The sequence below is a fragment of the Cutibacterium acnes genome, from assembly GCF_003030305.1.
Classification (GTDB): domain Bacteria; phylum Actinomycetota; class Actinomycetes; order Propionibacteriales; family Propionibacteriaceae; genus Cutibacterium; species Cutibacterium acnes.
The window spans coordinates 1,290,217-1,303,543 of sequence record NZ_CP023676.1 but is presented as its reverse complement, the minus strand read 5'-3'; the positions used below and the strand labels follow the sequence as shown (position 1 = coordinate 1,303,543).

Here is a 13,327-nt window from a genome sequence, read left to right as displayed (position 1 = left end):
AAAAGCATCCTCCGATCAGTACGTGATGTGGGCGAGTATCCGGGCGATCGACAATTCGGTGTTGGGATGCGCGTCGTGGTAGTCGCCTTTGGCAAAGTCCGGATCCTAATCGAAGCTGGTCCCGTGGTGCCAGAACAACCCCCCAAAGGTTTGATGACATGACAAAGAAATGGCTAGTGTCAATGATGTGACCCGGCCCGATAGTGATATTCCACCACTCTGGACGGACTACACCGGGGTGAAATCCGGCTACATGGGCATCACCAGTAAGCGCATGACAGGTATAGACCGCATTGTCGCTGGACGTATTGAGCTTCCCGTAGGTTTCGTAAGCGACAGTGATGTGATTGAGACGCCCATCTGCAACCAGATGAAGAGGGTCGTCCGGTATCGCGACAGTTGTGTACTGAGTCTCGACGGTACCGACACCGGGACTCTCTGAGCTGGTTCTAGGAGCTGGTAGACGGGATGACATCAACTCTATTCTGCCAGTTTTTGTCATCATGCATGTGACCCGGTTGTGAGCCACTACTCTCTTTGTCGTGCGCATGATAAATTTAGCCGACCTCGAACGCGTTCTAAAAGGTGTGACAGGCCGACCTCGGGTGGTGTGTACTGGTTCCGGTGCCACTCCCCTGCCCCTCCTCGACGCCGTTGACCGATGCTTAGAGACGTGGCGATTTGCGTGTGTCAACGCCCCGGTTGGCGTGCCGACGCGCAAAGGAGTCATTCACCAGACGGTCTTTATTGGTCCCGGATCCCGTCACGCTGAGAATCTCGAATATGTCCCGTGCCGGTTGAGCCTTGCCCCACGACTCTACGAAGACCGTTTCGCCCCGGACATTCTCCTCCTCCACACCAGCACGCCTCACAACGGCGCGGTGAGCATGGGCATTGAGGTGCAGGTTCTCCCCGCTGCGCTGGAATCAGCGAAACGCCGAGGAGCCCTCGTTATCGCTCAGGTTAATCCCAGCATGCCCTATGTTTTCGGGGACGGAATTGTCGATGTTGACGACATCGATATCGGAGTCATTGTCGACACCCCGTTGCCGACGGCCGCTATGCCGTCGCCTGGCCCGACTGCGTGGAGGATTGGCGAGCTCGTAGCCTCCCGGGTACCCGACGGAGCAACCCTCCAAGTCGGTATCGGCGCTGTTCCTGACGCTGTGGTGGCGATGCTGCCTGATGATAGGGCCTTCGGCGTGTGGACTGAACTACTTACTGACTCGATCCGGCTGCTCGAGGAGGCTCACAGCCTTGACGACCGTCTCCTCACCGGGACTTTCGCCATGGGAACGCCTGCCCTTTATGAATGGTTAGATGAAAACCCGCGAGTACAGTTGTTGCGCTGCGAGAAAACGAATAATCCGAGTTTTATTGCAACTCAGCCGAAAATGGCTAGCATTAATGCGGCCCTGCAAGTCGACCTGTTCGGCCAAGTCAACGCCACCCGGCTGCGCGGAAAAATCCATTCTGGGATCGGTGGGTCAACTGATTTCCTGGTCGGGTCAATGCATTCCCCTGGCGGACAGGCGCTTATTGCCATGCTGAGTTGGCATCCAAAAGCTGACTGCTCGACGATTGTCGGACTGTTGGGCTCCCCTGCGTCAGCGACCCAGCCCTCGGTGGTCATCACCGAACAGGGCATCGCAGATCTTTTCGGGAAATCCCAAGAGGAGCAGGCGCGACAACTCATCGACAATGCCGCTCATCCTAATGCCCGAGAAAAACTCTGGCGCGAGGCCAAAGAGCTATCCCTGGTCTGACCTGTGGCCGTCACGTGATCGGGACGCGGGTACCTAGCAACGCGGCAAGGACCGTAATGACGCCGTTTTCGGTGTTCGGTGGTGCCACGTAATTCGATGCTTTGACAATGTTGGGATGGCCGTTGGCCATGGCAAAGGACCACTTCGCCATGGGCATCATCTCGAGGTCGTTGAGAAAGTCGCCAAAGATGGCTGTTTGATCAGCAGTGACGCCAAGGTCGCGCTGGACAGCCTCGACGGCACTGCCCTTGTTGACGCCTGGGTTCATGATGTCGACCCAGTTAGGGGTGGCGAGGATTACTTGGTGCTCGGGGGCGGTGCGCTGCATCGTCGGGTAGGTGGCCTCTGAGGCTTCCCTGAAGTCGTAGATGGAGAGCTTGATGACGTCGTCGGTGTGTTCGCTGAGATCCTTGACGATTCTGTGGCTGTGGTAGTAAGTCGCTACATGGGAAACGAAGGGGTCGTCTCCGCGCTCAAGGTAAGCGATGGATTTGGTGGCGACGACCAAGCCAACGTCATGGCCGTCGTTGCGAAGTTGCCGAACCCCTGTAATGACCTCACGGGTGAGGTTAGGATCGATGGTCGACGACGAGATATCGACACCGTCACGGACGACGTAGGTTCCGTTTTCCGCGATGATTGGCATGCCCTGCAAGTGAGAGCCGAACATCGTAGATAGTGTAGTGCATTGGCGGCCCGAGGCCGGTACGAAGGCGATGGCACGATCCCTCATCGTCTCCAGTAGGGGCCATAGCTGCGAGGGAATGTTCCCGTCGCCGTCAAGGAGGGTGCCATCCATGTCGGAGACCACCAGGCGAAGGTCGTCTGCGGGGGCAGGGAACGGGGTTGGATTTGGCATGTCCACCTGGTCAGGATAGCGAAATCGTCTTGCTGCGTGATCGGTATAAATACTGCACTGACTATGTGTGGGCGACGTCTGCAATGCAACGGGACGATCGGCTCCCTATACCAGTTTCGTGGTGGCGCTCGGTATGCCTACGGATTAGGCTCACCAGCGTGCCTTCATCGTCTCATGGTCGCACTAACGGCCGAAGAGCCCTCAGTTCTCGCCAGATGATGGCTCTGGACGCTGCTCGGCTGTACCACCTACGAGGGCTAGATCAGGCTGCTGTAGCACAGGTCCTGCACGTGTCACGTCCCCAGGTCTCGAAACTATTGGCAACCGCGCGTGAGTTGGGATACATCCGTACCCATGTTGTTGATCCACGCGAATCCGATCGGGAACTCGTGCAGACCCTGACTCAGCATTTTCGAATCGCCGGACTACTCCTCGTCAGTCCCTCCGGTCCGACGACCGGAGACCTGCTACACGCTCTGGCTGCCGGTGCTGCCCACTTGACGAGCAACCTCGTTCTCCCCGGTGAGGAAGATGCTTCGTTCTGGTGGTCACGGACGGTGCAAGCTTGCGCGCTGGAAATGGCCTGTGCGCCGCTGCGGCCGCGGGCTTTGTATCAATGTGCAGGCACGGCTCCGGGCCACGACATTCACCTCTCGATGAGAACGTTTATGGAACGCACGGATGTGGAAGTCCACCCCTGCCCAGTGCCATTGCTACATCCCAGTGTCACGGCGCGATTGACAGCCGAAGAATCACCAGAAGCGCGGCAACACGAGAGTCGACGTGCTAGCAGTGCCGTACTCATACTTGGCTCCTCTCGACAGGATATGGACCTTATCTGTCGTAGTGATCTGGTGACTTCGCAGGAACGCGAACAGATCCGTAGAAATGCGGTGGGACACCTTTGTGGGCGATTCATCGATGCTGATGGACGAGTGGTGGCCCCGACCTTGGGTCAACGCACCTCGAGCCCCACCCTGGCTCAGCTGCGTCGGAGTCGACGCACCGTGCTCATCACTCACGGAGCACATCAAGTCGAGTTTGTCCGCGCTGCGACATTAAGAGGTTATGTGGACCACATCGTCACGGACGTGTCTACCGCTGAGCTGCTTCTCAAGTACGCCTGACGACGGCCCCGCGTCATGTCGTGGCCTCGCATTGGCACGAATGTGCCACCCGAAAGGATGACGGCGGCCCTACAGTGATCGCTCTGAGCAAAGGAGTTCACATGAGCATTGCCGCTCTCATCGATCACACGCTGTTAGCCCCCGATGTCACGGCGCAGCACATCAGGACCCTGTGCCGCGAGGCCGTCGATCATAGTTTCGCCACTGTTTGTGTCAGCCCAACCCGGGTGAGGCTGGCAGCAGACGAGCTAGCCGGACACGCCCCACGTGTGTGTTCGGTCATCGGTTTCCCCTCTGGCGCACACCTGAGCGAGATTAGGGCCGCTGAAACCAAGGCTGCCGTCAATGATGGCGCTGATGAGATCGACATGGTCATCAACGTAGGAGCCGTCAAAGATGATGACTGGGACACCGTCGAGTCTGACATATCCGCCGTCGTCGACGCCGCCGGTATGGCCATAGTCAAGGTTATCCTTGAAGTCAGCGAGCTCACCGACGAGGAGATTACCCGTGCCTGCCAGGCCGCCGAACGGTGTGGAGCCGATTTCGTCAAGACATCTACGGGATACTCTCGACACGGTGCTACCGCCGAGGCTGTCTCACTTATGCGCCGTACTGTGGGCGATCGGCTAGGGGTCAAAGCATCCGGCGGCATTCGTACCCACAACGACGTGGCGACGATGCTAAGGGCTGGTGCCACCCGCATCGGTGCCTCCGCCGGGGTCGCCCTCCTTGTTGACGAGGAGGCACTGTGATCACCAAAGACACCACTGTCGTCAACGACACGGACGTGGATCGTGGCATCCCCAACGCGTCGTGGGGCCTCATCAAGGACCACACCTTGCAGTTGCGTGACGGATACCTGAATCGCACCCCATTCTTCCAATTCATTCTGCTGTCGATATGTTTCCCGATGTGGGGAATGGCGGCGAGCATGAACGACATCCTCATCACCCAATTTAAGGCTGTGTTTGCTCTTTCGGATCTTGCTAGTGCATTCGTGCAGTCAGCCTTTTACGGCGGCTTTTTCCTTATCGCCATACCTGCGAGCCGAGTAATTCGTCGCACCAGCTACAAGACGGGCCTGCTCATTGGTTTGAGTGTGTACATTCTCGGATGCCTGTTGTTTTTCCCGGCTTCGCGTGTGGCTACGTATACGGTATTCTTAGCTGCCCTGTTTTCCATCGCCGTTGGCTTGTCTTTCTTGGAGACTTCAGCGAACACATATTCGTCGATGATCGGTGATCGGAAACATGCAACTCTGCGCCTTAATATTTCTCAGACATTCACGTCGTTGGGATTCTTGGGTGGGGCCCTCATGGGAAAATTCCTCGTGTTCACCGACGGCGCTGCGCTGCACGAGCGCGTAGCCCGCGCCCACACGGTGGCTGAGCGCGAGGCTATCACCGCCGAAGCGTTGGGGCGTACGCTCGATCCCTACAGGATTATCATCATTATGTTGATAGTGCTCGTGGTGCTCATCGCCATCACCCAGTACCCGCACTCCAAGCCGTTGCGCAACGACGCGGAAGAAGCCAAAGCCCCCATCGGTGAAACTCTTGCATACCTAGCGAAGAACCGTTTGTTCCGTGCTGGAATTTTTACACAGTTCCTCTATGTGGGCTTGCAGACGTCATTATGGACCTTCACCATCCGGCTGGCTTTGAATCTTGATCCGGCATTAAATGAGCGTACTGCCGCGAACTATTTGATTGCTGCATTCATTTCTTTCTTCCTTGGAAAAACCATCGCCAACCTGCTCATGACCCGAATGAGCGAGAACGGCATTCTCATGGCGTATTCGTTGCTCGGAGTGTTATGTATCACTTACATCGTCGTGGTGCCAAGCTTCACAACCGTCTATGCAGCGGTGATCGCCTCGGCGCTGTTGGGGCCGGGATGGGCGACGATCTTCGCACGAAACCTTGACCTCATCGAGGACAAGCGCTACACCGAGACTGGCGGTGCGATCATCATTATGTCGATCATCGGTGGTGCTGCCATTCCAGTAGTGCAGGGCTTCCTGTCCGACACCACAGGATCCATGAGACTCAGTTTTATCGTAAACGCCTTCTGCTTCACCGCGATCTTCGTGTTCTTCTTAGTCGTCGATCGTCGCGATCAGAAACAAATCTGTGACATCGCACCTGCTGCTCTGAAGGAGGCCCCTCATGCCAACCACTGACCTCGAGATCATCCTGTACCCAGAACTGTTTGACGAAAGGCGACGTGACGTTCTCCGAACGGGTGAATGGATCGTAACTGCGTGGCGGTACTCCACCGGGATTGCGGCTTTGCGGATCAGCAATTCCCGTGGGTATATCGAGGCTCTTCCCTTTACGGGTCAGATTTTGTGGGATGCCGTGTTTGACGGTCAATCTCTACGAATGGACAATATGTTCGATATGCCAGTGCCGGCCAGGCAGATCGTCGAGACGTATGGGTGCTTCGCCTTCCACTCCGGTCTGCTGGCGGCGGGATGCCCGTCCCCAGAGGACGATCACCCACTACATGGAGAGTTTCCCTGTGCACCAATGCGCTCGGCAAGTCTTGTTACAAGGCACGAACCCTGTGGCGTTACTGCCGTCACATTGTCCAGTGAATATGAGTACCGCATAGGTTTCGGGCATCATTATTTTGCGCGACCCACTGTAACTCTGCGAGCCGGCTCAGCCATGTTTGACATCGGCCTTGAGGTCACCAATTTGTCAAAGTATCAATCGATGCCATTGCAGTACATATGCCACATGAACTATGCGTTTATTCCGGAGGCCCGGATGAGCCAGTCCTTGCCCGACGGAGCCTTCCAACTGCGTCGCAGCGTACCGAACCACGTGGCGCCAACACGCCAGTGGCTCCGGATTAATGAGGACATTCTCGCTGGAAAGATCGATGCTGACTCGTTGGTCGGTGCCGAGGCATTCGATCCCGAGATCGTGTATGTCGCAGACGACTTACCGCAATATGGCAAGACTGCCGAGTTCAGAATGCAGGCCCGTGCTCATCACAACTTCGTGACCCGCTTCCGTACAGACCAGTTCCCTGTCGCCACCCGGTGGATACTTCACAACGCAGATCAAAGGGTGGCCGCATACGTGCTGCCAGGTACCAGCAGGCCGGAGGGGCGACTGGCTGCCGAAGCTGCGGGAACCCTCATTCATCTGGATGCTGGTGCGACCCGCACGTTCTCTGTAACTACCGGGCTTCTTGCTCAAGGCGAGGCCTTTGACCGAAAGGCGCAGTGACATGGATATCGCCGTTGTTGGGTCCAATATGGTGGACCTCATCTCGTACATTCATCGCATGCCATCAGACGGTGAAACCGTCGAGGCTCCCGAATTCCGAATGGGATGCGGCGGCAAAGGTGCGAATCAGGCAGTAGCTGCGTCACGTCTCGGTGCAGAGGTCGTGATGGTCACCCGAGTGGGCAACGATGTGTTCGCCGACACCACGTTGGACAACTTTCGCAAAAACGGTATCGATACTACCCATGTGTTGCGTACCGATGCGAGCTCCGGGGTGGCACCGATCTTCGTCGATCCAGAATCGCGTAACTCCATCCTCATCATCAAGGGAGCTAACGCTCAGCTGAGTCCTGCTGATGTCGAGGGTGCCCGACAAGACATTGCCACGTGCAAACTCATCATGCTGCAGCTGGAGATTCCGTTGGAGACGGTCTACGCCACGATTGAGTTAGGGGACGTACTGGGGATCCCAATACTCCTCAATCCGGCTCCGGTCGCACCAGAACTGGATCTTGAGCGAATCCGCGGAATTGAGTTCTTCATGCCGAACGAGTCCGAGCTTGAACTCATAACGGGGATGCCAGTAGACACCCTCGATGATATCGGCAAGGCTACTGATGTGCTGCTGGGAGCGGGCATCACGAATATCATCGTAACTTTGGGCTCGCGTGGTGCGATGTGGGCCCACGCAGAAGGACGCAAAATCATCAAGGCCCCGGTTGTTCAAGCCGTGGACACGACAGGTGCTGGCGATGCCTTCATAGGCTGCTTTGCTAAAGAATGGGTAGATCACGGCGACGTGATAGCTGCGATTCGTGCAGGAAACAGGTATGCGGCTGACTCGGTCACACGCCACGGAACTCAGAGCTCGTATGCCTTGGCCGATGGAAGTCTCCCGGAGTGGCTGAGATCATAGTGGGTCTGGGACATTGGGAACCCGGCCCCACCATCCGACGATCCCTGTAGTACCTAGAACAGGAGCCCGAGGAGCTTGTGACGTAGCTTACGAAACTAGGTATCGATCCGGCCGATCGAGCTCCACCGGGAAGTCTGCAATGAATCCGCTGGGCCTGGCGAGAAGACTACGACGCGATTTGATAGCGGCAGGGCCTCCTCGACGAGGCATTCCTCGCGGTGAGGAGGGCACGACACGAAACAGTTGCACATCCGGATCCGGCGGAGTCGGAATCCGTCTGGACGATAGCTCCGGAGGGCAGCACCATAGGGGGCTGAACTGGTGACGACGAAACGGGCTGTGCTGCAGGTTAGAATGAGCGCAGATTACGTCGCAAAGCATCCCGGGCAACCGCTCTAAGATAGATCCGATCTGCGCTCACATCGGCTGTTAAGCCCGATAGGCCTAGGCATCAGCCCGGAGGCGTAGACTCGTGGGAACCTCAAAACGTCGGGCTGACAGGATTTGAACCTGCGACCCCTTGACCCCCAGTCAAGTGCGCTACCAAACTGCGCCACAGCCCGTTTGGATCACTCGGTGACCCGAAGAAGTACATTAGCGTACTTCCGTTCCGCCGACAAAACTGTTCACTTCCTCTGCCGCTTCGCCCGAGGTCGGATCTCCACATGGACGGGTGAACCGGCGAAGCCGAAGTCTTCACGCAGCCGCCTGATGATGAACCGCACATATCCTTGGTCGAATACCCCCGATGTGAACAGGGCGAACGTCGGCGGACAGTTGTGGGCTTGGGTCCCGAAGAGGATCCTCGGTTGTTTCCCTCCCCGCACCGGGTGTGGGTGGGCAGCTGCAAGACGTCCAAGGAATGCGTTGAGCTTGCCGGTCGAAATGCGCGTCTCCCAGCCTTCTGCGGCCGTCTCAATAGCCTTCTCGAGCTTGTCGACATTCCGGCCGTTGAGCGCAGAGATGTTGACCCGCGGCGCCCACGAATAGGCCTGAACGTCGCGCTCGATCTCGCGCTCTAAATAGCGGCGTCGCTCTTCATCGGTCAAATCCCACTTGTTGTAGGCGATGACCATCGCCCGACCCGCATTCTCGACCATCGTGAGGATGCGAAGGTCCTGGTCGCTGATCGACTCCGAGGCATCAATGACGACCACGCAGACCTCGGCACGCTCGATGGCAGCCTGGGTGCGCAGTGAAGCGTAGTACTCGTGCCCGGAGGCCTCCTTGACCCTCTTGCGCAAACCAGCGGTGTCAATGAACTGATAGACGGTGCCACCAACGGTGACTAACTCATCAACGGGATCAACCGTCGTCCCGGAAATATCCGAGACGACTACGCGGTTCTGACGCGCTATACGGTTCAGAAGAGACGACTTGCCGACATTCGGCTTGCCCACAATGGCGACCCGACGCGGTCCGTCCGATGACTCGTAGCTAGCCTGCTCCTTCGGCAGTACCGCAATGAGCGCATCAAGAAGGTCACCTGAACCGCGTCCGTGCATGGCGGAAACGGGGTGGGGCTCCCCCAGTCCTAGGTTCCACATTGTCGCTGCTTCAGACTCGCCGCGTGCATTGTCGACCTTGTTGGCAGCTACCACGACGGGCTTACGAGACTGCCTCAGTACCTGGACGACGGCCTCATCTTCGTCGGTGGTGCCCACGTTCGCGTCAACGACGAAGAGAACGGCGTCAGCAGTTGAGATAGCCAATTCGGCTTGCTCGGCGATCATGGCCGCCATGCCAGAGGCATCGGAGGCCCAACCGCCGGTATCGACGAGGACGAACTGGCGACCAGACCACTCCGCGTCATAAGACACTCGGTCACGGGTCACTCCCGGGACATCCTGTACGACAGCTGCTCTGCGGCCAAGGATGCGATTGACGAGGGTGGATTTACCGACATTGGGCCGACCGACGACGGCAACAACAGGCTTGGGAAGAGCCTCCTCGATGTCGTCGCTGGGGTCGTTGCGAAACTCGGGCGAGTCAGACATGAAGGCACGCTCCTGCTAGGGGACTAAACCACGGTACACGGTGTGGCGCTAGGAAAAATACTGCTCAGCGCAGCGTGACGGGCACCAGATCAATGACAGCGTCGATGACTTGATCCAAATTGAGGTGGGTGGAGTCGACCACAGTGACCCCCTCAGCCGGCTCCTCAAAGGTCGACACAGTCGAATCGTCCCGGTCACGACGCACGATCGAATCAATGACCTGGGCCATATCGACTTTTTCCCCCAACTCAGCCTGACGCCGTGCAACGCGAATGGCCGGGTCAGCCACGAGAAGCACTCTAACCTGTGCGTCGGGGCATACCACAGTCGTGATGTCGCGTCCTTCCATCACGATACGACCGCGGTCAGCTGCGACTTGACGCATGCGAGCAGTTAGAGCATCACGAACCGGCTGAATCGTTGCTACCGCAGACACTTTCGCACTGGTTTGCGGGTCTCGGATCTCCTTGGTGACATCTTCCCCATCGATTACGACGCGGTCATCGATAGCTGAGGTATCAATCTCTAGGTGACAGCTTTGAGCCACCTTGATGGCATCACGTGGATTCGTGGTCGGATCAATACCTAGATGAGCAACGCGGCAAGCTACCGCGCGGTACATCGATCCGGTGTCGAGGCGAGCTAGCCCGAGCCGGTTCGCGACCCCGCGAGAGGTCGACGACTTGCCGGACCCGCTGGGCCCGTCGATGGCAATGACGAGAGGTGAGGTTGACACGTTCTGCCTGCTTTACGATGGCGATCTGACGGGGCGAGACTATCGGCATCGACCGACACGTGTCAGGATCGTACCGACCAGCCGTGATTGCGCATCGACGCGGTCAACTGTTCGGCACGACTCGGGGCAACGTCAATCGACAAGAAACCAGTCTCACGGGCTGGATTATGTTCCACCGACAAGTCTTCGATATTGATTCCAGCAGCTTCGACGTCAGCAAATAATCGTGCCAAAGCACCAGGGGTGTCCGGAATCTCGACGACGACGGCAGTCGTCTCCACCATCTGATGCCCATGCTTACCTGCTACCTTGCGGGCGCCGGCCTGACCAACGCTGAGGAACTCTTCTAAGCGTTCCGAATCGTTAAGACGAGACAGCAAGTCATCGAGGTCGTCACGAATAGCTTCCAACTGGCTGCGGACCTCAACACAGTTGGAACTGAGGATCTGACGCCACATTGTCGTCTGGGAACGAGCGATCCGGGTGACGTCGCGAATGCCGGGCCCTGCGAGGCTCAGGTGCTCAGGACGAGCACGGCGCAAATTTGCCGCAGTGAGGATGCTCATGAGATGGGGTAGGTGAGACACCTCCGCGACCGCTCGATCGTGCTCGTGGGCATCCATGCTCACCACCCGAGCACCGCAGGCCCGGGCCAGAGCGACGACTTGTTGAACGTCATCGTAACGGTTGTCGGTGCGAGGGGCTACCACCCAGGTGCGGTCGACGAAGAGTTCGGTGGAGGCTGTCAGAGGGCCGGTGCACTGGGTTCCGGCCATGGGGTGGGAACCCACATAGCGGGAAATGGCGATTTCGTGCTCGGTAGCCAGCGTGGTCAACTCGGCCAACACAGCCCCCTTCACTGACGCGGTGTCGGTGACCACGGCTTGGGGATGTCGCGTCAGCCGCTCAACGACCGTCTGCGCGACAACGGCCGGTGGGGTCGCGATCACGATCATCCGGTACGCATCGTCAGCCAGGTTACCGAGTCTGCCCGCTCCGTGCCCGGCTGCAATGAGGGAATTATCGCGATCGATGTCCCACAGATGAACATCGGTTCCCTCCCGCATCAGGGCCTTACCGATGGATGCCCCAATAAGGCCGACACCAACGATAAGGACCGGTCCGGTTAACGTCGGCTCGACGCGATTAGGATCCGTCACCGTCGGCCTCCAACACGGTCGCGGCGTCGAGACGTCGGAAGTGACGACGCGTCGAGGCGTGGCGGTTAAGCAAACCCACCTCAAGGTTCGCGGGCTCAACGTCAAGGACATGTGCCGCAGCTCGCACGACCTCGGATACCGGCGCGTTATTGGGCAGGTCGAGGGAGTTCTCACCGGTTGCACCCATCAGGATGGGGCCTGTGCCGGCACGTACAGAACCGTCGAAATCAATCGTGTAAAAGCGATCCTCCGAGGGGACCAAGCCAAGCTCGGCGACCGTGACCTGGACTTGATAAGGCTTAACGTCGATGCGGGCAAACGTCTTGCCAATAATTCGCGCATACATACTGGCCAGGCTGCGTCCGGTGACGTCGAGGCGGCCGTAGGCGTAGGCGCGCAGGTCGGCAAAGCGGATACCGGCCACTCGGAGTTCGTCTGCCTCGTGAAACAGACCGACGGCTGCGAAGGCTAGACGATCGTGGATTTCAGAGACCGATCGCATGCCCTTAGGAAGGTCGGCTCCGCACTGACGCGCTAACAACGCGATCCCGTTGGCGCATCGAGCGACGACGATACCGTCGCCGCCATTGCGAATGGAATCTGAGACAAACGTGGAACGATCAGTTACCCACTCACTCGGTGGAACATAGGCTGGAACCGTCATCATTGGGCCTCCTCACGATCAGATTCGGCGGTGACCTGGTCGACTAGCCGTTTCGTCAGTACCGCCACCTCCTCGGTGGGCATTCGGGTCACGCCATGGGAATCTACACATGCCACTGTCGGGTACAGGCCGCGCGACAGATCAGGTCCCGACAGAGACGACGGGCTGTCATCGCTGATAGCTGTGTCAAGGGCGCGGATAGCCAGCGCCACGGATTCATCCCGATCCATCCCTGTTCGGTAGTCTTCGTTGAGAACGTCGCTTGCAAACAGAGCTCCCGACCCCACACAGGCATGGGAATGTTCTTCAGTTTGCCCGCCAGTACCGTCGTAGGAAAAGATCCGGCCGCGATGGGCCAACTCATCCCAGCCTGCCAGTAATGGTGTGACGGCGAGCCCCTGAGCCATCATCGTTCCATGAGAACGCACCAGACTTGACAGCCTGACGGCGCAGCCATCCATGCTGATCCGCTGTCCTTGAATCTTCTCGAGGTGGTCGACCTCAGCTTGGAACAGGCGAATCATCTCCCCTGCCAGGCCGGCTGCCCCGGCGACGCCAATAACGCACCGGTCGTCGGTGCCGAGAATACGGTCGACGTCGGTCTGACCGAGGCGTCTTGCCAATGCGGAGCCCAGATCAGCGGCAACGACGACTCCCCCGTTGTAGCGAATCGCCAGCACAGTTCTGCCGTGCCTCAACAGTTCGGGAACGCTGGTGTCGACGGTCGTCGGGGGTAAGAGTTCAGGAGCGACTCGCCGTAGAAGCACGGCGAAGGAATCGGTGGTCGTACTCGACATGAGGTAATCCCCATCGAGATCGGATAACGACAATGGCATGACCCTCCTCGTCACGACGAC

Annotated in this window: 12 protein-coding genes, 1 tRNA gene and 1 pseudogene; 7 read left to right on the top strand and 7 right to left on the bottom strand. The window is 58.2% G+C overall.

Features of this window, described 5'->3' with window-relative positions:
- Positions 1-169 precede the first annotated feature (169 nt).
- Positions 170-442: a hypothetical protein gene (locus tag CPA42_RS06510; protein WP_002518926.1), complete on the top strand. Its 273-nt coding sequence runs from the start codon at positions 170-172 to the stop codon at positions 440-442.
- Between the two features lie 106 nt (positions 443-548).
- A complete protein-coding gene (locus CPA42_RS06505; protein ID WP_024513562.1) occupies positions 549-1,766 on the top strand; it encodes an acetyl-CoA hydrolase/transferase family protein in 1,218 nt (405 codons plus the stop codon).
- A gap of 10 nt (positions 1,767-1,776) precedes the next feature.
- On the opposite strand, the gene CPA42_RS06500 is transcribed toward CPA42_RS06505, so the two are convergent.
- Entirely contained in the window at positions 1,777-2,625 is an 849-nt protein-coding gene (locus CPA42_RS06500; RefSeq protein WP_002516778.1) for a Cof-type HAD-IIB family hydrolase, read from the bottom strand.
- A 215-nt stretch (positions 2,626-2,840) separates the two neighbouring features.
- Here CPA42_RS06500 and CPA42_RS06495 point away from each other — a divergent pair, with 215 nt between their 5' ends.
- The 5 genes from CPA42_RS06495 (at position 2,841) to rbsK (ending at position 7,913) form a co-directional block, all read left to right on the top strand.
- Positions 2,841-3,752 carry a sugar-binding transcriptional regulator gene (locus tag CPA42_RS06495; RefSeq protein ID WP_002525408.1) on the top strand — a complete coding sequence of 304 codons (912 nt, stop codon included), beginning with the start codon at positions 2,841-2,843 and terminating at the stop codon, positions 3,750-3,752.
- Positions 3,753-3,853: 101 nt separating this feature from the next.
- Positions 3,854-4,507: a deoxyribose-phosphate aldolase gene (gene deoC / locus CPA42_RS06490; RefSeq protein ID WP_002516781.1), complete on the top strand. Its 654-nt coding sequence runs from the start codon at positions 3,854-3,856 to the stop codon at positions 4,505-4,507.
- A complete protein-coding gene (gene fucP, locus CPA42_RS06485; RefSeq protein ID WP_002516790.1) occupies positions 4,504-5,937 on the top strand; it encodes an L-fucose:H+ symporter permease in 1,434 nt (477 codons plus the stop codon). Before deoC ends, fucP begins: the two co-directional genes overlap by 4 nt.
- Positions 5,924-6,997 carry an aldose 1-epimerase family protein gene (locus CPA42_RS06480; RefSeq protein WP_002516774.1) on the top strand — a complete coding sequence of 358 codons (1,074 nt, stop codon included), beginning with the start codon at positions 5,924-5,926 and terminating at the stop codon, positions 6,995-6,997. The genes fucP and CPA42_RS06480 overlap by 14 nt, the downstream gene beginning before the upstream one ends.
- Position 6,998: 1 nt before the next feature.
- Positions 6,999-7,913, top strand: coding sequence for a ribokinase (gene rbsK, locus CPA42_RS06475; RefSeq protein WP_002516803.1), 915 nt, complete (start codon positions 6,999-7,001; stop codon positions 7,911-7,913).
- Between the two features lie 489 nt (positions 7,914-8,402).
- Here the strand turns inward: rbsK and CPA42_RS06470 are convergent.
- The 6 genes and pseudogenes from CPA42_RS06470 to prcB all read right to left on the bottom strand — a co-directional run bounded on the left by CPA42_RS06470 (position 8,403) and on the right by prcB (position 13,306).
- Positions 8,403-8,476: transfer RNA gene (locus CPA42_RS06470), tRNA-Pro, on the bottom strand.
- A 63-nt stretch (positions 8,477-8,539) separates the two neighbouring features.
- Positions 8,540-9,910 (bottom strand): ribosome biogenesis GTPase Der, encoded by a 1,371-nt coding sequence (der, locus tag CPA42_RS06465; RefSeq protein ID WP_002516772.1) that lies wholly within the window; start codon positions 9,908-9,910, stop codon positions 8,540-8,542.
- Positions 9,911-9,974: 64 nt separating this feature from the next.
- Positions 9,975-10,646: a (d)CMP kinase gene (gene cmk, locus CPA42_RS06460; protein WP_002516760.1), complete on the bottom strand. Its 672-nt coding sequence runs from the start codon at positions 10,644-10,646 to the stop codon at positions 9,975-9,977.
- A gap of 62 nt (positions 10,647-10,708) precedes the next feature.
- Entirely contained in the window at positions 10,709-11,980 is a 1,272-nt protein-coding gene (locus CPA42_RS06455; protein ID WP_073842136.1) for a prephenate dehydrogenase, read from the bottom strand.
- Positions 11,883-12,470 (bottom strand): annotated as a pseudogene (gene prcA, locus CPA42_RS13135) (proteasome subunit alpha); the annotation flags it as partial. The pseudogene prcA and the gene CPA42_RS06455, both read right to left, overlap by 98 nt.
- Positions 12,470-13,306, bottom strand: a complete 837-nt coding sequence (prcB, locus tag CPA42_RS06445; RefSeq protein WP_002516776.1) for a proteasome subunit beta — start codon at positions 13,304-13,306, stop codon at positions 12,470-12,472. The pseudogene prcA and the gene prcB, both read right to left, overlap by 1 nt.
- Positions 13,307-13,327: the final 21 nt, after the last annotated feature.

Coding starts and splice junctions, on each gene's coding strand:
- CPA42_RS06510 (WP_002518926.1), top strand. CDS start 170: ATGGCTAGTGTCAATGATGTGACCCGGCCCGATAGTGATATTCCACCA.
- CPA42_RS06505 (WP_024513562.1), top strand. CDS start 549: ATGATAAATTTAGCCGACCTCGAACGCGTTCTAAAAGGTGTGACAGGC.
- CPA42_RS06500 (WP_002516778.1), bottom strand. CDS start 2,625: ATGCCAAATCCAACCCCGTTCCCTGCCCCCGCAGACGACCTTCGCCTG.
- CPA42_RS06495 (WP_002525408.1), top strand. CDS start 2,841: ATGATGGCTCTGGACGCTGCTCGGCTGTACCACCTACGAGGGCTAGAT.
- deoC (WP_002516781.1), top strand. CDS start 3,854: ATGAGCATTGCCGCTCTCATCGATCACACGCTGTTAGCCCCCGATGTC.
- CPA42_RS06480 (WP_002516774.1), top strand. CDS start 5,924: ATGCCAACCACTGACCTCGAGATCATCCTGTACCCAGAACTGTTTGAC.
- rbsK (WP_002516803.1), top strand. CDS start 6,999: ATGGATATCGCCGTTGTTGGGTCCAATATGGTGGACCTCATCTCGTAC.
- der (WP_002516772.1), bottom strand. CDS start 9,910: ATGTCTGACTCGCCCGAGTTTCGCAACGACCCCAGCGACGACATCGAG.
- prcB (WP_002516776.1), bottom strand. CDS start 13,306: ATGCCATTGTCGTTATCCGATCTCGATGGGGATTACCTCATGTCGAGT.